The sequence below is a fragment of the Maribacter sp. TH_r10 genome (assembly GCF_033101095.1).
Lineage (GTDB): Bacteria > Bacteroidota > Bacteroidia > Flavobacteriales > Flavobacteriaceae > Maribacter_A > Maribacter_A luteus.
On the sequence record NZ_JAWMPY010000011.1, the window covers coordinates 45,711 to 69,678 of the forward strand.

The 23,968-nt window shown below is 39.5% G+C and carries 17 protein-coding genes; 2 read left to right on the forward strand and 15 right to left on the reverse strand.

Annotated features, from left to right (window positions below):
* Positions 1-63: 63 nt before the first annotated feature.
* Positions 64-2,004, reverse strand: a complete 1,941-nt coding sequence (gene gyrB / locus R3X28_RS18270; RefSeq protein ID WP_282054456.1) for a DNA topoisomerase (ATP-hydrolyzing) subunit B — start codon at positions 2,002-2,004, stop codon at positions 64-66.
* Between the two features lie 297 nt (positions 2,005-2,301).
* Positions 2,302-3,972 (reverse strand): asparagine synthase B, encoded by a 1,671-nt coding sequence (asnB, locus tag R3X28_RS18275; RefSeq protein WP_154367440.1) that lies wholly within the window; start codon positions 3,970-3,972, stop codon positions 2,302-2,304.
* A gap of 273 nt (positions 3,973-4,245) precedes the next feature.
* Here asnB and R3X28_RS18280 point away from each other — a divergent pair, with 273 nt between their 5' ends.
* Entirely contained in the window at positions 4,246-4,785 is a 540-nt protein-coding gene (locus R3X28_RS18280; RefSeq protein WP_282054458.1) for a DUF2911 domain-containing protein, read from the forward strand.
* Between the two features lie 56 nt (positions 4,786-4,841).
* Here R3X28_RS18280 and R3X28_RS18285 read toward each other — a convergent pair whose 3' ends face one another.
* From R3X28_RS18285 to R3X28_RS18340, 12 genes are all read right to left on the reverse strand, one after another.
* Positions 4,842-6,461, reverse strand: coding sequence for an amidohydrolase (locus R3X28_RS18285; protein ID WP_317666286.1), 1,620 nt, complete (start codon positions 6,459-6,461; stop codon positions 4,842-4,844).
* A 174-nt stretch (positions 6,462-6,635) separates the two neighbouring features.
* Positions 6,636-7,397, reverse strand: coding sequence for an NYN domain-containing protein (locus R3X28_RS18290; protein WP_154367434.1), 762 nt, complete (start codon positions 7,395-7,397; stop codon positions 6,636-6,638).
* 98 nt (positions 7,398-7,495) lie between these two features.
* Positions 7,496-7,972 (reverse strand): GyrI-like domain-containing protein, encoded by a 477-nt coding sequence (locus R3X28_RS18295; protein WP_317666288.1) that lies wholly within the window; start codon positions 7,970-7,972, stop codon positions 7,496-7,498.
* Between the two features lie 6 nt (positions 7,973-7,978).
* The gene (gene bla, locus R3X28_RS18300) at positions 7,979-8,716 is read right to left on the reverse strand and encodes a subclass B1 metallo-beta-lactamase (protein ID WP_317666290.1); all 738 of its coding nucleotides are present in this window, start codon (positions 8,714-8,716) and stop codon (positions 7,979-7,981) included.
* Positions 8,717-8,826: 110 nt separating this feature from the next.
* The gene (locus R3X28_RS18305) at positions 8,827-10,131 is read right to left on the reverse strand and encodes an MFS transporter (RefSeq protein ID WP_317666291.1); all 1,305 of its coding nucleotides are present in this window, start codon (positions 10,129-10,131) and stop codon (positions 8,827-8,829) included.
* A 230-nt stretch (positions 10,132-10,361) separates the two neighbouring features.
* Positions 10,362-11,249 (reverse strand): hypothetical protein, encoded by an 888-nt coding sequence (locus R3X28_RS18310; RefSeq protein ID WP_317666292.1) that lies wholly within the window; start codon positions 11,247-11,249, stop codon positions 10,362-10,364.
* Between the two features lie 13 nt (positions 11,250-11,262).
* On the reverse strand, positions 11,263-12,501 hold the full coding sequence (locus tag R3X28_RS18315; RefSeq protein WP_317666293.1) for a hypothetical protein: 1,239 nt from the start codon (positions 12,499-12,501) through the stop codon (positions 11,263-11,265).
* 3 nt (positions 12,502-12,504) lie between these two features.
* Complete coding sequence (locus R3X28_RS18320; RefSeq protein ID WP_317666294.1) at positions 12,505-13,779, reverse strand: OmpA family protein; 1,275 nt, start codon at positions 13,777-13,779, stop codon at positions 12,505-12,507.
* Between the two features lie 139 nt (positions 13,780-13,918).
* Entirely contained in the window at positions 13,919-15,475 is a 1,557-nt protein-coding gene (locus R3X28_RS18325; protein WP_317666295.1) for a tetratricopeptide repeat protein, read from the reverse strand.
* A 160-nt stretch (positions 15,476-15,635) separates the two neighbouring features.
* Entirely contained in the window at positions 15,636-16,694 is a 1,059-nt protein-coding gene (locus R3X28_RS18330) for an OmpA family protein (protein WP_317666296.1), read from the reverse strand.
* A 177-nt stretch (positions 16,695-16,871) separates the two neighbouring features.
* Positions 16,872-18,620, reverse strand: a complete 1,749-nt coding sequence (locus tag R3X28_RS18335) for a TonB-dependent receptor (RefSeq protein WP_317666298.1) — start codon at positions 18,618-18,620, stop codon at positions 16,872-16,874.
* A gap of 21 nt (positions 18,621-18,641) precedes the next feature.
* Entirely contained in the window at positions 18,642-21,665 is a 3,024-nt protein-coding gene (locus R3X28_RS18340; RefSeq protein WP_317666300.1) for a tetratricopeptide repeat protein, read from the reverse strand.
* A gap of 273 nt (positions 21,666-21,938) precedes the next feature.
* Between R3X28_RS18340 and R3X28_RS18345 the strand changes: the two genes are divergently transcribed.
* A complete protein-coding gene (locus tag R3X28_RS18345; RefSeq protein ID WP_154367414.1) occupies positions 21,939-22,622 on the forward strand; it encodes a cell division ATP-binding protein FtsE in 684 nt (227 codons plus the stop codon).
* Positions 22,623-22,650: 28 nt separating this feature from the next.
* On the opposite strand, the gene R3X28_RS18350 is transcribed toward R3X28_RS18345, so the two are convergent.
* On the reverse strand, positions 22,651-23,844 hold the full coding sequence (locus R3X28_RS18350) for a DUF1343 domain-containing protein (RefSeq protein WP_317666301.1): 1,194 nt from the start codon (positions 23,842-23,844) through the stop codon (positions 22,651-22,653).
* Positions 23,845-23,968: the final 124 nt, after the last annotated feature.

Consider the following 23,968-nt stretch of genomic DNA (forward strand, 5'->3'; position numbering starts at 1 on the left):
TTTTCCCTAAAACTAAAAATCCTGACGTGACCGTCAGGATTTTTGTTGTGTAACTACCGTTTCTTATGCATCAATGTTCGCATATACGGCATTTTTCTCTATAAATTCCCTCCTCGGAGGAACCTCATCCCCCATTAACATGGAGAAGACCCTATCCGATTCAGTGGCATTATCTATATTGATCTGACGTAATGTCCTAAATTCGGGATTCATAGTGGTATCCCACAATTGCTCCGCATTCATCTCACCCAGACCTTTATATCTTTGTATACCTACACTGCCATTGAAACTTGCCGCAATTTCGTCACGCTCCTCATCTGACCAAGCATAACGTTTTTTGCTTCCTTTTTTAACCAAGTACAATGGAGGAGTCGCAATATAAACATGCCCCCCTTCAATCAACTCACGCATATAACGGAAGAAGAAGGTTAAAATAAGGGTTTCAATGTGGCTACCATCAACATCGGCATCACACATGATCACTACCTTATGGTAACGCAACTTCTCAAGGTTCAATGCTTTGCTATCTTCTTCTGTTCCTATGGTTACCCCTAGGGCCGTATAAATATTCTTGATTTCCTCATTTTCAAAAACCTTGTGCTGCATGGCTTTCTCAACATTCAGAATCTTACCTCGTAATGGTAAAATGGCCTGGAAATTACGATCACGACCCATTTTGGCCGTACCGCCCGCCGAATCACCCTCAACAAGATATATCTCACAGTTTTCAGGATCTTGATCGGAGCAATCGGATAATTTACCCGGTAAACCTCCGCCTGACATAACATTCTTACGTTGCACCATTTCACGTGCTTTGGAAGCAGCATGTCTGGCCTGCGCCGCCAAAATTACTTTTTGCACAATGATCTTGGCATCGTCAGGGTGCTCTTCCAAGTAATCGGTCAACATTTCAGATACCGACTGGCTTACAGCCGAGGATACTTCCCTGTTACCCAATTTGGTTTTTGTTTGACCTTCGAACTGAGGCTCAGCCACCTTTACCGATACGATTGCAGTTAAACCTTCTCGAAAGTCATCCCCTTGGATCTCAAACTTCAACTTATCCAACATTCCAGAGGCATCGGCGTATTTCTTCAAGGTCGTTGTAAGACCCCTTCGAAATCCTGATAAATGTGTTCCTCCCTCATGAGTATTGATATTATTCACATACGAATGAAGGTTTTCGGTATAAGAGGTATTATAAACCATGGCAACTTCAACGGGAATTCCGTTTTTCTCACCTTCCATGGAAATTACTGTCTGAATCAAAGACTCCCTATTACCATCCAAAAACCTAACAAACTCTTTTAACCCCTCATCGGAATAGAACTTTTCGGAAACATACTCGCCTTTTTCATCTTTCTGTCTTTTGTCGGTAATGGTAATGGTTACCCCCTTGTTCAAATAAGAAAGCTCACGCATTCTATTGGACAAAGTTTCGTAACTATATTCTATGGTTTGGGTAAAAATGGTCACATCGGGATGAAAAGTAACCTCCGTACCCCGTTCCGTAGTCTCACCTACACTTTTAACAGGATAAACGGCCTTACCCCTTTCATATTCCTGTTCCCAGATTTTACCGTCCCTATAAACGGTAGCTTTCAAATGGTCAGATAATGCGTTGACACAAGATACACCCACCCCGTGCAAACCACCGGATACTTTATAGGAATCTTTATCGAATTTACCACCGGCACCGATTTTGGTCATAACCACCTCTAGGGCAGAAACACCTTCTTTCTTATGCATATCAACCGGAATACCTCGACCATTATCCCGTGTTGTAATTGAATTGTCTTCATTAATCGTCACATTGATGGTGTCACAATGGCCACCCATGGCCTCATCAATGGAGTTATCCACAACCTCATACACCAAATGATGCAATCCTCGAACACCTACATCCCCAATATACATTGAAGGACGCATTCGAACATGTTCCATTCCCTCAAGGGCCTGGATACTATCGGCTGAATAATTCTTTTTATTTGCTTCTTCGCTCATAAATTAAGTTGTTGTAATCATTATAATTTTAGCAATCTTACAAATATAACCAATACCCTATGATATAAGGGCTTTTGACCCATGTTATACAATGAAGTTATCAACAAAAATTGTGGAAAATATAGCACTGGTAATTTGTTTTTTTAGCAAGAAACAATATCCCGGATTCACCTTCCCGATTTTAGGACAAAAAAAAGAAGCATCAAATCAATGATACTTCCTTTTAACTAATCCAATCAAAAACCGAACCTGCCCTATATGGACAGGTCGATTATTGTCCATGTAAATCTTTTTCAATTACTTTTTATATGCGTCATCATGCACATTGGCGACCGCCCTACCGGATGGGTCGTTCATGTTCTTAAAGGCTTCATCCCATTCCAAGGCAATTTTTGTACTACAGGCCACTGAAGGCTCTTGGGGTACGCATAGTGCAGCTGCATCCGATGGGAAATGTTGTTCAAAAATGGAACGGTAATAGAATTCCTCTTTTGTGGTCGGCGTCTGCAATGGGAACCTGAATTTAGCATTTGCCAATTGTTCATCGGTAACTTCAGTTGCCACGACTTCTTTCAAAGTATCGATCCAACTATAACCAACTCCGTCAGAGAATTGTTCTTTTTGCCTCCAAGCAACACTTTCGGGCAACATATCTTCAAAAGCCTTACGAACTACCCATTTCTCCATTCGTTCCCCGTTGATCATCTTATCTTTTGGGTTGATACGCATGGCCACATCCATAAATTCCTTATCCAAGAAAGGCACTCGCCCTTCTATGCCCCATGCCGCCAAAGATTTGTTGGCCCTAAGGCAATCGTACATATGTAGTTTATCCAGCTTACGAACGGTCTCCTCATGAAAATCTTTTGGACTCGGTGCTTTATGGAAATACAGATAACCACCGAACAACTCATCGGCACCTTCACCTGACAATACCATTTTTATCCCCATAGACTTGATTACCCTTGCCATAAGATACATTGGGGTCGAAGCCCTAATCGTTGTTATATCATAGGTCTCCAAGTTGTACACCACATCTTTGATAGCATCTAGGCCTTCCTGGATCGTGAATTTTATTTCATGGTGCACCGTACCTATATGATCGGCAACTTTTTGAGCCGCAGCCAAATCGGGTGAACCCTCCAAACCAACGGAAAAGGAATGTAATTGAGGCCACCAGGCATCGGTAGTATCATCTGACTCGATACGTTTCTGTGCATATTTTTTCGCTATGGCAGAAGTTACCGAAGAATCCAAACCACCTGAAAGCAGAACACCATAAGGTACATCTGACATCAACTGTCTATGAACCGCAGCTTCCAAAGCTTCCTTTATCTCTTGAATACTGGTCTCGTTCTCTTTTACGGCATCATACTCCATCCAATCACGGGTATACCATTTCTTTAATTCCCCATCACTACTATGTAAATAATGTCCGGGAGGAAACAATTCTATTTTAGTGCAAGTCCCTTCCAAAGCTTTTAGCTCAGAAGCCACATAGAACGTTCCGTTCTGATCCCAACCCATATATAGAGGAATAATACCCATGTGATCACGGGCCACAAAATATTCATCTTTCTCTGAATCATAGATGGCAAAACCGAATATACCGTTCATCTCATCAATAAAATCAACACCTTTTTCTTGGTATAATGCCAAAATTACTTCACAATCCGATTCTGTTCGAAAATCATATTTACCTTCGAACTGCTTACGTAGCTCCCTATGGTTATATATTTCGCCATTGGCGGCAAGCACTAACTTATTATCAGGACTGAACAACGGTTGTTTCCCGGATGCCGGATCAACAATTGACAATCTTTCATGGGCCAAAACGGCTTTTTCATCCGCATAAATACCACTCCAATCAGGCCCTCTATGCCTGATCTTCTTGGACATTTCCAATAATTGAGGCCTTAAAACTTCTGTACTTTCCTTTACATCAAAGGCACAAACAATTCCACACATAATTAAATATTTATATCAAATTAGAGGCAAATATCAATTTAAACTTTCAATTAAAAAACATAATAAACAATAATGATTTCATTTTTAAACTTAAAACATAAATACAACTACATTTTGATATCTTTTTTAGGTAAAACCAAAAATATTAGACCATTTTGTAAGTTGGGATAATTTTAACGACTTTATATATTCCAATAAATAGAGAACTTTTTAGATTTGAAAAAACTAAACCTTAAACGAGTTCAGGTCAAAAAACAAAGACAAATTATGATTATGAAAAAACTAGCAACACTATCTTTATTAATGCTCGCCATGGTATTCACGAACGATCTATCTGCCCAGAAATTCAGTGGTTTGGACAAAAGTCCGATGGATATGACTTCGTTCCCATCAAGTTATAAAATTGCGGACAAATCCGTTCGTGTTACTTACAGCCGTCCTCAATTGAAAGGCAGATCCGTATCTGAACTTGCCCCAGCCGGTGAAGTTTGGAGAACAGGGGCCAATGAAGCCGTTGAAATCACATTTTACAAAGATGCCAATGTTGGAGGTACCGATGTAAAAGCAGGAACTTATTCTTTGTTCACGATTCCCGGAAAAGGGGAATGGACAATTATCCTAAACAGTAAATTGAACCAATGGGGTGCATATTCTTATGATAAAAGTGCCGATGTTGCTAGGGTTATGGCTACCGTTAGTTCGGAAAGCGAATCTTTAGATGCTTTCTCTATAGCCTTTAAGGAGGTAGAAGGTGGAGCCCATTTGGTTATGGGATGGGGAACCGTTAGGGTCGCTTTGCCGATTATGATGTAAAACCCATTGAATCGAAATAAAAAAAACCGAAGCGATTTGCTTCGGTTTTTTTGTTTTTAATGAACTCGTTTCCCTGCTATATAAGTTTGTTCCGCTTCTATTTTAGGGACATCCTCAATAGGAACTTCCATAAGGTTATCGCTATACAGGGTAAAATCGGCAAATTTACCAACTTCTATACTGCCCTTTTCATCTTCCTCAAAATTGGAATACGCAGCCCAAATGGTCATCCCCTTCAATGTTTCTTCCCTTGTCAAAGCATCTTTCATTTGATAACCACCTTCAGGGTAGTTATCCAAATCCTTCCTTGCCACAGCAGCGTAGAAAGTTAGGAACGGACTTACTTTCTCCACAGGAAAATCGGTTCCTAAAGCCACCGTACCCGCTTTCTCTAACAACGCCTTATAGGCATAAGCCCCTTTTTCACGTTCTTCCCCGATACGGTCACCTGCCCAATACATATCACTGGTTGCATGGGTCGGTTGTACTGAAGGGATAATCCCTTTCTTGAAATAGTCAAAATATTCAGGTGATATTATCTGTGCGTGTTCCACCTTCCAACGTCTATCTTTTTTACCTGTCAAGGCTCTTTTATACGCCCTTAATACCACCACATTGGCAGAATCACCTATGGCATGTGTATTCATTTGGTATTCAGTGGCCGCGATTCTATCGGCCAAAGCCTCAATAGCATCAACCGGAGTTACCATAGCCCCAAAATGACCGGGCTTATCGGAATAAGGTTCTCGCATGGCAGCCCCTCTTGAACCTAAAGCGCCATCCCCATAAACTTTTACCGAACGTACGTTCAATCGCTCTGTTTTTATAGGCTCACGACTTAAAAAATAATCCAGATTACCCGGGGATGCACTTACCATTGCATATACCCGAATGGATAAATCACCCGTTTGCTGAAGGCTATCGATCAACTCAATGGTAGAACGGCCAAGTCCGGCATCATTCACTGTGGTCAGTCCATAATCCAAACAAATGCGTTCGGCATCTTTTAGGGCTTGGATTTGTGCTTTCCTATCCATAGGCGGAATTACCGCATAGACCATATCCATGGGATTATCGACCAAAACACCTGTTAACTTTCCGTCTTTCTTAACTATTTCACCCCCTTTAACCTTTGTTCTCTTTTTAATCCCTGCCATATCCAGTGCTTTCTGGTTGACCAAAAGTGCATGCCCATCTATTCTGGTCAGTGCTACCGGTGTATCAGGAAAGAGGACATCCAATTTATCTTTAGTGGGAAATTCCTTTACCTCCCAATCATTTTGATCCCATCCTCTGCCCAAAATAAAGTCTTTCGGATTTTGTTCTTGAAACTCCTTTACCTTTTCCAAAATTTCTTCATAACTATTGGTTCCCATCAAATCGACCACTTGTTGATTTCGACCCAAACCATAAAAATGGCAATGGGCATCTATAAGTCCGGGAGTAACGGTTTTTCCTTGTGCGTCAACAACAGCTTCCGAAGTATATTTTCCTTGGATTTCATCCGATGTGCCAACTGCCACGAACTTACCGTCGTTTATGGCAAATGCCTCTGCTTTGGAAAAATCGGCATCCACGGTATAGGTGTTTGAGTTGATTACGATCAAATCAACATTTTCCTTTTTTTGGCCGCAGGCCACAAACATTGATATAAAGAAGGGTAATAGATATTTCATAGGCATAATTTGATTGGTTTGAATTTATCGGATTACGTTATTTTCAAATTTAAGTAAAATGTGCAGATCTTTCACACTTCCTTTAAAATCAGCAATCTGAAATCAATTACACCAAAGTTTCCTCGAATTAAAACCTATTGGAATTACATAACGTATATCCTAATTAGGAACTCTTTACTTTTTCTTGGTTTTTGAACCGTTTTTCTCCTTCACCTTTACATAGATCAGTTTATTTCGACCTCGGGAATCCTCACGACGCTCCAATTCGAAATTACTGATCGCACCCATTAAAGGTGTCAACTTTTGGAATCCATAGTTACGGGAATCGAAATTAGGATGTCGTTTTTGAAGCAAACTTCCCACATCGCCCAAAAAGGCCCAACCATCGTCATCCGCTACATCATCAATGGTAGAAGCAATTAAACGGATATCTTTCGGTGTAATCTTGTCCACAGAACTATCGGGAGCACTCTTACTTTTGTTTGCATCTGAAATTTCCTCGGATTGTGCCCTTAATATCTCAATATAAATGAACCTATCGCATGCCACGATAAAAGGATTCGGGGTTTTCTTTTCCCCCATACCTATCACCTGCATACCCGCTTCCCGCAACCTGGTGGCCAAACGGGTAAAATCGCTATCACTACTTACAATACAAAATCCATTAACCTTCCCGGAATACAAAATATCCATGGCATCAATGATCATGGCCGAATCGGTTGCATTCTTACCTGTAGTATAACCGTATTGTTGAATGGGTGTAATGGCATTTTCCAACAAAACGTTCTTCCACTTACCTAACCGTGGATTGGTCCAATCACCATAAATTCGTTTGATCGTAGGGTTACCGTATTTGGCTATCTCCTGCATCATTTCCTTGACATAGGCCGACGGTATATTATCCCCATCTATCAAAACTGCTATATTTACATCCATTGTAATTTAATTTATTCTTTGTTATATAAAGGTTCGTTTTCCGAGTCCTTTTTTGATTTCTTTACTTTAATTGAATCGTTATTTCTACTCTTGGCCTATTATTTAGGCCGGATTGGAATCCATATTTCCTCTTCGGAATCCGGATGGTTGTTCCTATATTTTTCGCCCAACAATTCAAAATGTGGCCGATCATCCAGAACGAAGTCCGATTTGGGCAACCATGTAGCGTAAATGTATTCGAAAATTCCGTTATCCGAAGAACCTTTATGGTCAAATACGGCATACATACCACCCTGTAACACAAAAGTTTCCCATTGACCAGGTACATTGTCAAAATCCGCAACTTCAGCAGTTGCCCATTTTTCAAATTCAAGTGCAGGATCAAAACTATCAAAATAGTTCTTAGGATACACCTGCAACGAAATTTTGTCGTTCCCAATTATGTTTCGAACTTCTTTAACGTTCGACATAAAGTTACCCCAAAGTTCTCCTGTCCTGTTGTTCACCAAGGACATTTTCAAGTGTTTGCCCACCAACTTTTTCTCTTGTAACTCGGTAATTCTTGGTTTCAACATAAACTCCTATTCCTTAAATAAATCAATGGTATAATCTAACAATTGTATCCCCCCTGAATCTCCGTGACCGGGAATAACAACTTCAACATCGGGATATTTTGCTTTCAATCTTTCCACGGTATTTGACCATTCCTTTGTATTGGCATCATTCAAATTCCCTTTCCCGGCTCCGTCGGACTTTATCAAACAACCTCCGAACATCACTTTATCGCTCGCCAGATAACCAATGATATTATCCCTTGTATGGCCTTCCCCCAGAAATTCACTTATAACCTTCTTTCCTCCGATCATAAGTTCTAAATGAGATTCAAATCCGTTCTGTGGTACGGGTTCACCCCTATCTTCTGCCATATCCTTTGTAAGGTTCGTAGTATAAGAAGTAATATTTTTACGGTGGAATGCTTCCAATCCGCCCAAACAATCATCATGAAAATGGGTGGCCACCACCGCTTTGACCTCAGCGCCTTCTTGGTTCTCTATCCAATTTATCAATTCATCAGAGGCCACAATATTTGTTGGAGTATCAAAAACAACGGCTTCGCCCTTATGTATAACGACCATTCCGTTACATGGTACCTTTCCGTAATCCTGGGTTTCCAAATATGAAACGTGTACGAAAGTATATGCCGTTAATTTTTCAACTCTCAAATTCTCCGATTCGTAAACAGGTTTATCGGTTTCTTGGGACCTGCATCCAACAAAAACAATAAAAAACGCTAGAGGAAGGATTCTTCTGATTCTCATAAGTAGACCAACTTAACTTTTTACATCTAAACATAGCAAGTTAAAGAATAAAAAAACAAAAGCGCCTTTACCATAGGTGAACTTTCCTTACTCATAAACACACCGAATCCCTATTGTGGGTTGTTTGCCTTTAAAGACCCAATGGTCAGAAAGGTCAAGAATGCCAAACCTACATAGCCCAATAAACTGTATGAATCCAATGTATCGTACCATAAGCTAAAAACAGAGGGAGCCAATGCACTCGCTAAAACGATCAACCCCATAATCTTCCCTGTTATGGCCCCAAGATGGTTACGCCCATAAAATCGAGGCCAAGCAATGGCATTCAGTACGGCAAAAAAACCGCCCATGGTTCCGATCCCTGCTATTAACAGATAAATACCAAACGAAGAGGATAGTATCATAAGTCCCATTGAAGCGAGTATACCACCCACTATCATAAGAAATAAATACAGTTTCAGTGAAAGGTAATCACTTAAATAATTAAATATCGTGGAAATACTGACCGCCACTACTGAAGCAGGTAAAAATATGGAAATGGCCACTGACTTAGGATAGCCTTCACTGGCGAAAATGGAAACTACATGAAAGGTAAGCCCCGTAATAAAGAAACTATTGAAAGACAGCATTAAGGCATACATCCAAAATGCCCTTGTGCCTTTCGCCTCTTGTAAGGTATATTGTTTCTTTTCTTCCTTAGTTACTTCTGTTGTTTTTTCCGGCTTACCAACACCATCTGGTAAAAGGCCGTGTTCTTCCGGTCTATTTTTATAAAATTGAAGTATGACCACGCTAAATACCAAAAGCCCGAGGGCCATTATGCGCCACGCCCCTTCCCAATTATAATCCTCTATCAAAAAATTGACCCATAAAGGGGATGATGAGAAACCAAAGGAAATGGCAATACTACTGAAAGCGTTTACCTTGCCCCTGTTTTTATCGAACCAAATCATTATAACGTTCCGCGAGGCCATGGTCAATACCCCTTGACCTGAAAAACGGATCAAAAAGAAGAGTAATGTCATTATCGTAAAAGGGATCAACCATGAATCCAAAACCAAGATATCCTTTACGAGATTACTCATTTTCAGCGACAAAGAGCAAAGTACCAAAGCGACCGCCAACGTAAGGGCTGCAAAGAAAGCCGTATATCTTGCCCCATACTTATCAAACCAAATACCGGCCCTACCTATGAGCAAAGAACTGAGAATAGTACCGATCATATAGGCATTACTGAACTGATTTCTTGAAAGCCCCAAGGCATCTTTTACGGGGTCGGTAAAAACCGACACCCCAATGGTCTGACCGGGAATACTGAAGTAAATACCCAATGTACCTACTACAAGTATCACATAACCATAAAAAAAAGGGCTTTTAGCAGGATTTACAAGTGAAAAACGATTAACCTTATCCATAGCGAAAATTCAAAGGGCGAAATTACGTGTTTTGTATTAAACAACAGGATTGAAACCGTTTTTTACATCAGTTTAACTTCTATTGGAAATTATTGAGGTTTTATTCTCAGATGCGACTTGATTTTTATGTGTTTCCTTCATCTTTAAATTACCCGTTACACAAAAAAACCCGACGATTCCGTCAGGTTTTTTTTCACTAATCTTAGAATTCCGTATAAGGGATCACGAATCTATTGACCCATTCGTATCACTTTTTGCATCATATCGTAAGTCTGCCTTAATTCTTCCTCATCCATAGCCTGCATTTCCGGATCATCGGCTGTTGCCATTTTTTTCCAATCTTCATACGACATACTTTTCATACGATCCATATCTGCCTTCATTTCATCCATATCAACATCAAAGGATTCATCGCCCATAAAACCCTCCGTTTCTATAACAGGAAAATCGGGCAAGTCAAAACTAGAATCGGGAAGACTTTGATTGAACTTTGCATGAGTTGCCTCTTTAACAGTCGTAATGCCCATTAAAGTACCTTCAGATTTCATCAACACCCCTTTATACAGCCATTGTTTTATCCCCATTAAATCCCAAATTTCACACTCATAGCCCAGAACCACCTCTGAACCTATAAGTTTACCTCCCATGCTTTCAAAAAGTTCTTTCCCTACCTTACCGGCATCGGCATCTTTTTGGAACATTTTGGTCATTCCCATGGCCATATCTTTGTTCTTGCGAATTTCCTTCCTTTTAAAATCCACGGCATAACCATCCTCATTATCCAACTTATTCATGGTGTGTGTAGACGAGGTTTCCGTGCTTGTTTTTCCAAAAATCGTTGAAGTCGTAGTCTGTGTAGATTCCTCCTCTAACAACTCAACCGCACCCCAATCCTTAAAATATAGACTTTCGGTACCGGAACCGGAAATCGTAGATTCCATGACTTTTCCCGAAATACTCGACTTATAGGCTATGCTACCAGATTCAATCCCATACCGTTTTAATTGTTTGTCCTGGGTATTTGCGCTAGCTAGCGCGCTATCGATTTTATTCTCGCCATTTCCTTTGCAGCCCACGGCCACAAAACATAACAAAAGGAGTATGCTTAATTTTTTCATTTCAAATAAGGTATTATTTATTGATAATTTCTTGTAATTCATAAACCGAATAATAATGATCATATGAATCAGATGCTTTTATGAGTTTGGCAATAACGGCAGGTTTGTCGTTAATAAGCCAAATTTTGAGTTGCTCCCCATTACTATTAAGGGCTTCAACAACCGTACAGGCAAAGGTTCCTAAACCAAGGTCAAGTTCTTCTTGGCCCAAGACCCGGTACATACTTTCATTTAACGGATATAAATCATTATCCCCATTTTCATCATTTTCAGTAAAGTCAACATCTTCTGGTGTACTAAATCTATCAAAACCGTAAAAAATATTATCTACCTTTAACCTTTGCTGCTCTTTTTCAACAAAGACATTTGCTTTGAGTATTTCAGTGTCGAAAGTATTCGATTCCTCATTCAACTTATTGTATGAATAGACCAACTGCTTAATTCCCGAAAGTTGATCAAGTAATAAATGCATGTCGTGCCATGGCAACTTTTCCACTTCGCTGTAATATTTATAATCCCCATCTTCCGTAAAAAAATCTTCTTCAGAAAATGCAAGTTGTTCAATGTTCATATCACTTTCGGCTATTGTTATGGGCTTAACTTTTTTAATGGCCTTATATACCTTTCCCTTGTTCCTCAATTCAAAACCAGCCTCGTTTATGGTCATTATTTCACTTTCCCCTCTTAACATAGCATCACTTCGGAAACCAATAAGAATCACTGAACGTTTCTTTTTATCAAAAATCCAGGTGCCATTTATGTTGGTTTCATGGTATTCTTCTTTTTGAACAAAAGTGAATACATCAGGTTCTTCAAAAGTCATAACCGAATTAGTATCTTGGTATGGCATATTCTTGAATTCCCATATTCCCAGTAGTCCGGAGTTTTTGTTCTCTTCCATGATTTTATTCAAGTCCAGTTTGTCATAAAAAACTTTTGCCCCGTCTTTTAGAACGATCAACTCACGATCGTCCAATTCCAAAATCTTTCCTTCACCATTGAAATCTTTATCAAACCCTGATTTCATTACGACGGAATGCTCTTTCTTGTTGTAATCCCAAGTACCGACTTCCACTCCCATCATAACCATTTTGCCATCACCCATAAAATCAGCGACCATATAAGGTTCTTCTACCTTATTATCGACTTCAACTTTTTGTACCAGCCAATTTCCTACGATTTGTGATTTTTGTGCATTGGCAAATTCTACCAAAATTGAAAAGACCATTAGTAATAGATATACTTTTTTCATGTTTTAAAATTTTACAAACTCTACACGTCTATTATTTGCTTTTCCTTCTGGGGTACTATTATTATCAATGGGCTTAGACTCTCCAAAACCGTCTGATTTAAGTCTGTTCGGAGCAATTCCCATTTCAATTAATTTATCCATGACTGTTTTTCCCCTTGCCTTGGATAAGGTCATATTTGAAGTCTCACTGCCATCACTGTCCGTATGGCCTTCTACACTAAAGTTAAGATCGGGTTGTTTTTGCATTAGCTGGAATATCTTGTTGATCGGCCCCATACTTTCAGCTTTAAGTGTTGCTTTATTCACATCGAACTTGATTCCGTTTACAATAATCTTCCCTTCAGAAAGTACCCTGTCGTAATATTTTACACCACCTTTGGCAATACGAATGTTTTTAAAATAAAAAGCCTTGTCTTCCCCTAAATCAGCCCAATAGGCTTGTAAAGTAAGACCCGACGGATTTCCTGAATAATGGGGAATATTTATAAGGCGTGTATCATCCATATACACTTTTAGTTTGCCTTTTGTGAACGCAATAGAAATATGTATCCAACGAGCATCGTCAGAATTGGTATGATCTATACCGGGCATTTCCCCATTTACCCCTGCCAATTTTTCAGTCACTCGACCAGAACCTATATCCATATACATAGCGGAAGGGGCATCCTTCTGATTCTTATCATCAAATAAACTCACAGATATTCTATTTCCATTTACAGGTTTGTAGAAATCAAATTCTATGGTAAAAACTTCTGGTAAGTAATCTTCTTTTGAATTTTTCAAGTATGGAACAATCGTAGGGTTTCCATCAATAAACATCATTACATTTTCACCATCGATATTAGCGATTTCAACTTGCCCTTTTACTAAATCCCATCGACTTGGAAATTCCCCGTTTTCTTCATCGATACTTGGGCCGTCTTCAAAAATCACGGTATCACCGGGAATAAAGTCAAATTTGCTCCAAACCACATTAGGTCCTTTTTGCCTTTGCGAATCGGAAGTTTCTGTACCATTTTCTGTTGAGCCGGACTGATTTCCCTTCTGTTCGCTCCCTTTGGCCGTACTATCTTTTTCCTTTCCATCGATGGCATCCTCTGCCTTATCGAATTCTTCATCGATCTTGTCGTTGACCCTTTTTTCCGAACGGTTTTCAGCTTCCTGTTCTATTTTGGCCTTCGCTTTTTTAGTGAGTTTTTTTAAAAATTGACCATGGGAAACTTGCGGCGCAAACAAGAAAATGGCCAATAAGACAGATAATCTTAAGAGTGATTTCATAGTTTAGGTTTTATATTAATTTAAGGTTGAAATTACCTTACCCTATACTATGGATCGTCATCAAAAAGTGTGATTTATATCACCCGAAAGGATGATTTAAAGGTGTAAGCTTCAAGTAAATAAGGGGATACTGAACAAATTATACGATAGCGACCTTCTTCATGGCCTGAACCCTGTTTTTTACATCCAATTTGGAATAGATATGTTGAATATGTGTTTTAACCGTATTTTTTGAAACAAATAATTGCTCCGCTATTTCATCATTATTAAAACCATCTGAGATCAACTGAAGTACTTCTATCTCTCTTTTGGATAGATCGAATTGATCCAAGTTCGATATCCATTCATTTTCATCTTCATCACTTTTAGATTGCATTTGTGCACGTAGATCGTTTATTTGCCCCATATATTTTTTAAGCTCAATATTTTTCCTTTCCAAATCCAACGCCCTGTTTTTGCGCAATAAATTAATGAACACTAATAAAAGTGATATAATCAAGGCACTGACGATAGCACCTATCCATAATGAAAGTGACCTTCTTCTGGTCTTTTCCAAACTCAATTTATTCGCTTCTGCCAAATTTTTGATCTGAGCATCTTTCTTTGCACTTTCATATTGTATTTGCGCGGCGATCATATTCTTCTTTGATACCACATTCACTATACTATCATGGTATTTAGTAGCTTTTTTATACGCCTGTAGGGCCTCTTTGTAATTATTGGTTTTCGTATGGTAAGTTGCCAACGCATCATAACCCAACTCAATATTCTGTCGAGATTGTATTTTTAAGGCATTTTGCAATCCGGCATTAATAAATTCCAATGCTTGGGGATATTCTTCTGTGAAGGTTTTATTTATTCCGATATTAATTTGGGTGTTGCTTAAATATCGTGTGTTATTGAATTTTTTCAATAACGGAATCGCCTTCTCATAATTTCTGGTAGATTCCTTGAAATTCCCTTCTTTTTGGGATAACAGGCCCTGATAATTATATATCAAAGCTACTCCTTCTTTCCTTGGGTGGTCAACGGCAAGCTTCAAGGCCCTATTGAAATAAACCCGGGCCGAATCGAATTTTTTCAGATTAAGATACACCTCCCCTATATTGGCAAAAGCATACTCTTGTCCCCTAAAATTATCGCTTTCCCTTTCAATCATCAAGGCCCTTTTGAAAATGGGAAGCGCTTGATCGTATTCTTCGGTATCTAAAAAAACATTGCCTATACCGCTTAGTGCTATAGCAATGCTTTTGTCATCATTTGTTGCTTCTGAAAGCCGTAAAGCATTTAAGTAATTATCGTAAGCCTCACTCTCTAAATTCAATTTTCTATAAGATACCCCTATACTGTTCAGACATTTGATCTTTGACAAGGTATCCGTACTTTTCTCAAAATAACTCAATGCACGTTTGTGATACGTAATTGACTGAATATAATCATGCTCATACCGTGCCGTGATGCCCAATCTATTGTAGCATTTACCTATTCCATTTATATAAAATATGGACTCGGATATGAGCAGGGCTTCGTCTAGAATATCTTTTCGTATAGCACCCTGATAGATGGAAGTTTTATACAGATCGATTAGTTTCTCGACCTTCAAGGTATCATTTACCTGACTTTTCAGTACACTGAACTCGTTGGAAATATCGACAAGGGATTTGCTATTCTGGCCATATGATTTTCCTAGAAGCAAAAACCAGAATACTAAAACAAAAAGGAAATCTTTAAAACGAATTAACGACAATGGTAAACTACATTTTAAGGTGTAACCAAAGTTAACGAATTAACATTTGTTTCTTTAGGTTTTTATTAACATTTGTTACATAAAAAAGGTAGCCCCCAAAGATGACAATTCACTTTCTTTCAGTGATTATGAACTCTACCCTGCGGTTCTGTTTTCTTCCATCTTCAGATGCATTACTGACAATGGGTTTGGCTCCACCATGGCCCTGCCATAAAATGCGGTTTTCTGCGAGCCCTAAGGCAATTAAATACGCTGCAACTGCTTTTGCCCTAGATTCTGACAAGGTTAGATTGTATTCTTCTGAACCAATAGAATCGGTGTGCCCATGAATTTGGATATCCAAAGTGGGATCCAGTTGTAAGACATCATAAATATGTTCTATTTCTTTAGAGGATTCCGGCAATAACCCTGCTTTATCAAAATGAAAGAAAACATTTTCAAAGACATGGTTTTGATCCAATGTGATTTTCCCTTTTTCCGGTACATTCACAATAGTCCTCGGCTTTTCGGCAAAATCGGTTTTTTCGGCCGACTCCAATAATACCATATCAATATAATAGTATGCCCCTTGTTTGGCATTTCGTTTGGTTTTGAACAATCGGGTGCGCTTATTGTTCTTGAAATTCCCGAAAGTCAGGAACCGCTCATTACCTTTTGCCACGAATTGGGAATGGACCAAGATCCAATCCTTGGTATCATCCAAAAAGTTCGAATACCCTATTTCCATGTAGTGATATTCATTTTCTGTGTCTTTGTACAAATGCATTTTCGAAAGCTCTTTCCTAATGGGAAAATCCAACTTGTTCTTTGAAAAAAGAAGTCCGAATTCCTTTATGGCAAAATCCGATCTCTCAGCAAGACTTACATAAAATGAGATCTTATATTTTTTCCCTTTTTTAAGAGGTTGCAATAACCCAGCTTGAATATACTCCCGATAATCCCCCGGCGCATACAGATACAACCCTGCATACCCTATACCGAAATCCGCGGGCTGTGAACCGTTAAAATTTTCGGGGGTTCCCATTGCGGTACTACAACCATTGAAATAATCAGTGGAACCGGTTGTCGGGGTAGACCAACCTTCAACATCTTCATTAAAACTGCCCAATGTCTGAGGGCAACCAACATGCGCCTCAAAACTAGGATTTACGATCAGGTTTTGAGTCATACCCAAAGCCACGCAAAAGATGCATGCTACCCAAGAGATATGTTTTTGAAAGGGAGACAATAGAAATACCACTATTTACGACACCTCTAAAGTAGTAAATTCTTACGTATTACATCATTTTGACACGGGTTGCAAATGACCGTTTATCGATTATCAAAGAGCTGTGCTCACCAACTCTCAAAAATCGAATTTATAGGTGGCACCCCCAAGAATCTGAAATCCCTGAACGGCAAAATTCGCCCATTTTTGATAGTCATTATTGGTCAGGTTCGCCCCTTTTACAAAAAAGGACAATTGATCGTTAACCCGATACCCTATATGGGCATTGGCATCAAAATAACTATCCAAGGTTATTAAAGTAGCATTGATCTCCCCTGGTATTGGATCTTGAATGGCAACTGTTGAGAAATCTTCCCGCTCGCCCACAAAAAACAGATTTATACCCATATACCATTTTTCATCAATCTGATAATCCATGAACAAAGATCCTTTTAGCTCTGGAAGGTTCCAAGCCGGATTGTCCGTTTCGGTGTCATAATCATATACTTCAGCATTTACACCAAGAGTAAAATTTCGATTTACATCAACATTCAGTTCTGCGAACAAACCTATGGTTTTTATATCATCATAAAACAATTGGAAAGAGTTGCCGTAATAATACCCTTTTTCATCATCCCTAAAACTGTTTTCTGGATTCAAAATGAACAATGGGGTCCGATTTTCAGCAGTATACGATCCTTTCACATTATAACTTAAGTTGGGCAATAACTGCCCTTTGAACCCCACATAGGCATTATATTGCGAATCGGTTGGTTGAATGGCCAAGGTTGGCGACACGTAAGGGTTCTCTTCTACAAAACCATAATATGAATTTTGTTTCAACTCCCCTTTCACCCCTCCGTAGACAATAACATTGTCCTCTAACAGGCGATATGATGCGGCAACTGCCGGATAGATATAAAAGTTGTTTTCACTTGCTTCCATATCCATACCATAGACAATGTTAAGACCCAAATCTACCGTAAGATCATCCCTGAGCATACGTATTGTAGGGTTTACCCCTATCTGGAAATTACTATAATCTATTCCCTGCTCGTTATCGGTATCATCTACATCGGCATTGGCAAAACTACCACCAACATAGTCGAGATTTACATTAATACCCAAAACTTCTTCCCCAACAGGGAATTCAAGACCGCCACCAACGATAAACCTATTTTCCCCGGATTCAACAGCATCCCAGAAACGTCTATATTTAATATCGGCATTTTTAAAATAGGAATCTTCCACGTTTACATAAACACCGACCTCGCCCATAAAGTAATTCTGTTTTGAATCTATATCATTTATGGTTTCAGCATCATAGGTATCTTCCGGCAATCCGTACCAATTGTACATTTGATGTTGTAGACCCACATCGGCACCCCAGTTAATATCACGGTCCCTTTTTGAGTAAGAAGCATCAATTTCAGTGTTCGCATACTTACTGTCCAGGTCAACATTATCTATATTGGCCAAAGATGAATAATGATCAAAACCAACATCCAGTCTTTCATCCCTATTGATTGCCCTACTGGTGTAAAATTTGGCCATTAGGTTGCCTGGGTTCCCAATACCTGCCGAAGCATAAGAATTATATAGTTCAGGAGGAGGTAATTTCTGTACCGCCGAAGCCTTCCCTTTTGCAGGAGTAAAAGTGGAAGCCACAGGTACCGAAAATATACTGTATTCTATTTCCTTTTTCTGAAGCACGATCGAATCGTTCAGATTGGGAACGGATTTAATCTTAAATGCGTCGGATATGGTGGGTGAATACGCCTTGGTCACCGTAACCGTTTCCGTACCGATATTATCTTCCTCTTCTTGGGCCTGGACCATTTGGGAAAGCCCTAAAAATATAATGATCAAATATAAATGCTTAAACATAATGTGTTCTTTATAGGGATATTAATTTCCGTTGGGGTCTACTGATGAGTTTCGCTGGGCTTCCTTGGATTTAATAATGGCCAACTCCCCTTTTGCCTCAGCAACGATTTCCGGATATTGACTAAAATTAGTGATCACACTTTCGAGAATATAAGTGGCTTGGTACGCATCATCCAAAGCATAAAAATTCTTGGCCATAAGCACAAGACCTTTACCTCCCCATTCTTTATAGCTCGAAAAATCCTTGGCCAATTTCTGTACCGAAGTGTTGGAAGCTTCATGTTGCCCTGCCTCATTCTTAAAATAAGCATCATAATAAAGAGCCTCTGCGGCAGTCTCACCACTGGCAATTTTCAATACTTCGGCATAGGCAGTTTCCGCCTTGGCCATATCATTGGTCTGAACTGCAGAACGGGCAATCATAATATGGGCATCACTTCTTATACGATCATCGATACTTGAGGTAGCCAAAACTTTTTCGGCATACGCCAATGTTTGTGCGTAATTACCTTGTTCGTAATACCCTTTCATCAAGTTAGATTGGGCGAAGGTCCTATTCTGTTGAATATCGGCCTGTTCTTCCAATCGTTGTAAATAAGGCAATGCGTTATTATAATCGTTCTTACCAATGTAAATCTCACAAACCCTTGTAAGCGCTTGTTCCGTATACTCGCTACCACCTAAATCGGCGACCTTCTTAAAATATGGCAATGCCTTATCCCTTTCATCTTTGGCGAAATATAATTGAGCCAAATTAAAGTTGGCTTTAACGGCATGCATTCCATTCGGAAATTGTTTTAAATAACTTTCATAACCCCTAATGGCCGCATTGGTATTGCCCTCCATATGTTGTTTATCGGCAGACTCAAAACTTGCATTGTCCAATTCGGTATCGGTAACCTCAACAAAATCCAAATCACGTACCCATGCCGCATATTCGTCAACACGTCCCAAATCAACGTACACCAATTTGGCGGTTGCCACGGCTTGGATGGCCTCTTGGGTATTGGGAAAATCACGAACTACCTGCTTAAATTCCTCCAATGCCTTTACATTTCTGTTGGCATTGTAATGAACCAATCCTTGCCGCATAATAGCTTGGGGCACCAATGAACTTCCCTTATAGCCTTCGATTAGACGGTCATAAGTGACCAATCCTTTATTTTCCTGACCTGCGGAAATGTACGAATTACCCAGTTCAAAAAGGGCATCATCCTTTAAAGTGGATTTTGGATATTTTGAGACAAATTTATCCAGCTCCTCGATTTTCGATTCACTCTTACCCACGAAGCCATAGCTCAGGGCTTTTTGGAATGCAGCGTAATCCTTTTCAGGACCGGTAAGTGCCAATGACTTATTATATGTTTCTATAGCCGGCCAATATTTACTGGTCACAAAATAGCTGTCGCCCAATCGCAGATAAGCATCATTCAGTTTATCTTGATCGGTTACACCAGATTTGGAAAAAGCATCAAAGTATGTAATGGCATTGTTATACTCCTTCAATTTAAAATAAGTGTACCCCAAATTATAATCCACATCCTTTGACTCCTCAGTTAGTGAAGCATTGGAATTCTCTTTAAAATCCTTGAAATTGGACAAGGCCTCATCAAAACGGTTCATTACATACAATGATTCCGCATTCCAGTAATTTGCCCTTGCTTTAAATAACGCGTCCTGGGCACTTGACAAAGACTTACTGAAATTCTCATGGGCAGCCGCATAATCCCCATCTATGAACAATTCAACCCCACGATAAAAGGCCACCTTTTGATAGGTTGTCTTACTAGCGTAGTTTTTATTCTTTTCAAGGAGTTCCATAGCACCTTCAAAGTTCTTCGAGGTAATATAGGAATCTACCAACAAGCCTTGCATTTCCTGAGTGTGGGCATCATTGGGATATTTCTCCAAATAATCCAAAATTACTTTTGGAACCGGCTCATAGGCATTACCTATTTCATAGCTTAAACGAGCATAATTCAAATAGGCATCCTTTTGTATTTCTTGGGAAAAATCCATTTGGGAAGCATTTCGAAACGCATTCAAGGATTCCTGTTTCTTATCCAATTTTAAATAACATTCCGCCAAATGGTAATAGGCGTTTTGGGAAACACTGTTGGTGCCACCTATAATTTTATTGAATTGCTGAATGGCATTGGCGAAATCACCTTGCTTGTAAAAACAATATCCCAACAAGTAATAATCCGTATTGTTCCATTTTCCCCTTTTTCCTTTATACGCTTCCAAATAGGGAATGGCATTCGCATATTGCCCTAGATTAAAGTAACTCTCCCCAATGATCTTGTTGAGTTCGGAAACCTCATTCCTATCCGATTTGGGCAATTGTTTTTTGGCCAAGGCAATGGCCTCTTCAAATTTTCCCAGTTTAAAATTCATATCGGCCTGGTAGTACGATAATTTCTCATCTAACAATTCTGGATCGGTGATTTGGTCAAAACGTTCATTGGCCCCTTCATAATCATCCTGCTGATAGGCGATATACCCAAGGTAATATTTCGCTTGGGAACCATAAACCGGTGAACTGACCACCTTGTTCAGATAGCTTTCGGCCTGTTTGCCCTTTGCGGAAGAAAATAATGAATATCCATAATTGAAATTGAACTTGTCCATCTCCTTTCGAGATAAGGCACTTTGATCCACTTTATTGTACCATTTTAAGGCATACGGATATTTACCGGTTTCAAAATAATAGTCGGCAACATCAGAATAGGCCGAATTACGTTTTGTGGAAGTCGGGTACGTTGCCACAAAATCTTCCATTAGGCGGTCGGCACCCAATTGGTTCAGCCTTACCGCGGCATTTGCAGCATAATAAGCACTGTTCGCTTCGGTCTCATAATCTTTAGTAGATAGTTTAACCTTCTCGAAAATAGTCTGGGCTGCTTGGTACTGCTCATTATTGTACAGTGCCAGGGCATCTTGGTAGTCTTTTTGTTCGTGGGTGTAGATTTTGGTTTCTTGGGCGGTTCCCAAGTAAAACATTCCCATGAAAATGGGAATAAAAACGGTGATTCTTTTCAGCATAGTGTTCTAACTATTTTAAAAAATTCCGTGATGGAATTCAATAACTCCTTATACGAATTTCGCCTTGCCGGCAACAACTTTTAAGATATACTCAAACAAAAAAGAATTTCTTGTTACGAAATTCCGTATTCTTATCGTCTAAAGACAATAACGGCAAATATTATACCTAAGTATAACCTTAACATAAATGTAACAAGGACAAAGTAAAATATTTTACTTGGGGCTCCTTTGATTTCATCCAGAACTTATTACTTTTATATCAACAAAGTTACTATGTCAGAATCAATTTTAGCATTAAAAGATGTCGGAGTTTTCCAAAAGGAAAATATGGTATTGAACGAGATTAGCCTCGACATTAAAAAAGGTGAGTTCGTCTACTTGATCGGAAAGACCGGAAGTGGAAAAAGTAGCTTTATGAAAACCCTGTACGGGGATCTTCCCCTTCGACATGGGGAAGGGAATATCGTTGGTTTTGACCTTAAGACCCTAAAAGAAAAGGACATACCTTTCTTACGAAGGAAACTGGGAATCGTTTTCCAGGATTTTAAATTGTTGCCGGATAGGAATATCAACAACAACTTACAATTTGTACTCAAGGCCACCGGCTGGAAAGACCAGGCCAAGATGGACACGCAAATTACAGAAGTGCTGGACAAGGTCGGTATGAAAACCAAAGGATTCAAATTTCCTCACGAACTATCCGGGGGGGAACAACAACGTATTGCCATTGCTCGTGCCTTATTGAACGACCCCGAGCTTATTTTGGCCGATGAGCCAACAGGTAACCTTGATCCCCAAACCAGTGTGGAAGTGATGAAGGTTCTTCAGGAAATCAACAAATCGGGACGCACCATTTTAATGGCCACCCATGATTATGCCTTGATCTTGAAATACCCTTCAAAAACGCTCAAATGTGACGGCAGCAAAGTCTTTGAAGTGGTTCAAAACGCTGTATAACTGACCAGAAACACCCTGCTATTTCAAATTACGACCAATAGATTTGAATGGCACGAAACTTGGGTTCGTAGTCACTGTAATTTTCCAAGGACCCTAGCATTTGCAGGCTTCCTTTCTGCTCAACCCAACACCTTAATCTATCCGTCCCGTTAATGATATCAATGGGCATATTCGTATAATCATATTCGTACGGTGGTTGCAACCATTTAAAATCCCCTTCCATAAGATGGTATAACTCCCGCAACAACCATTGACCAACACGCCAAGGCTGAAAAACGTTTCTATCGGTTACATGAATTTGAAATCCACCACAGACGCTATCAGCATGTTTATTGAATGTCGGCAAAAAGGTTATCGGTCTTATGGCAACACCTTTTAATCCCGACTTTTCCAAAGCTTGCTTCAAATGCCGATCATACCAACCAAAAGGTTCTATTGATGGATGACCCACCAACTCCAAGGATTGTGTAGTCCCCCTTCCCTCGCTAAGTTGGGTACCCTCAAAAAGGACAATCCCAGGAAAAGTCATGGCACTTTCATATCTGGATAAATTTGGTGAAGGCAATAACCACGATAAACCCGTATCTTCAAAATACATGTTCCGTTCCCAGTTACGCATTTTTATCACTCTATAATTCATTGGTTTATCGGCCCAGTACTTTTGATGCATTAGCCCAACTTCCCCAATGGTCATTCCATGCCGTACCGGAATAGGGTGCCGGCCAATGAAGGAAGCGTATTTGGGATCCAGAACATTGCCTTCCAAAGTTATGCCGTTCAATGGATTTGGCCGATCCAAAACAATGACCTCAATATCCCTGTCGATACACTTTTCCAATAAAAGCGTCAAAGAGTATATGTAGGTATACATACGGCAACCCACATCTTGTAGGTCTACAAAAAAATGATCTATACCATTGAGCATTTCATCGGTTGGGACACGAGTTTCCGAGTAAAGTGAATATACCGGAAACTTAAAATGTGGGTGTACATAGTGGTCCGTTTCGATCATATTATCCTGTGCATCCGTAGAAAAGCCATGTTGCGGACCGAATAGCTTAATGAACCTGGATCCGAACAATTCTTTAAAGCGTACTGCCGCAGGTACAAAACCCTTGTCGACCGAGGCATTATGACAAAGTAACGCTACGTTTCCTTTGAATTCCTTTTGAAGATGGAAATCATTACATAAAACATCCAACCCTGTAGCTACCTTGACCATTTCTTTAAAATTTCAATCGATACTGTAATTGATAAAACAAGGCTTTAAAAACCTCTCTTCTTCTTTTATAAAATTACGGATTTAAAAGAAAGGAAGGGTTTCAAAATGAAAAGTAAGAGCCTTT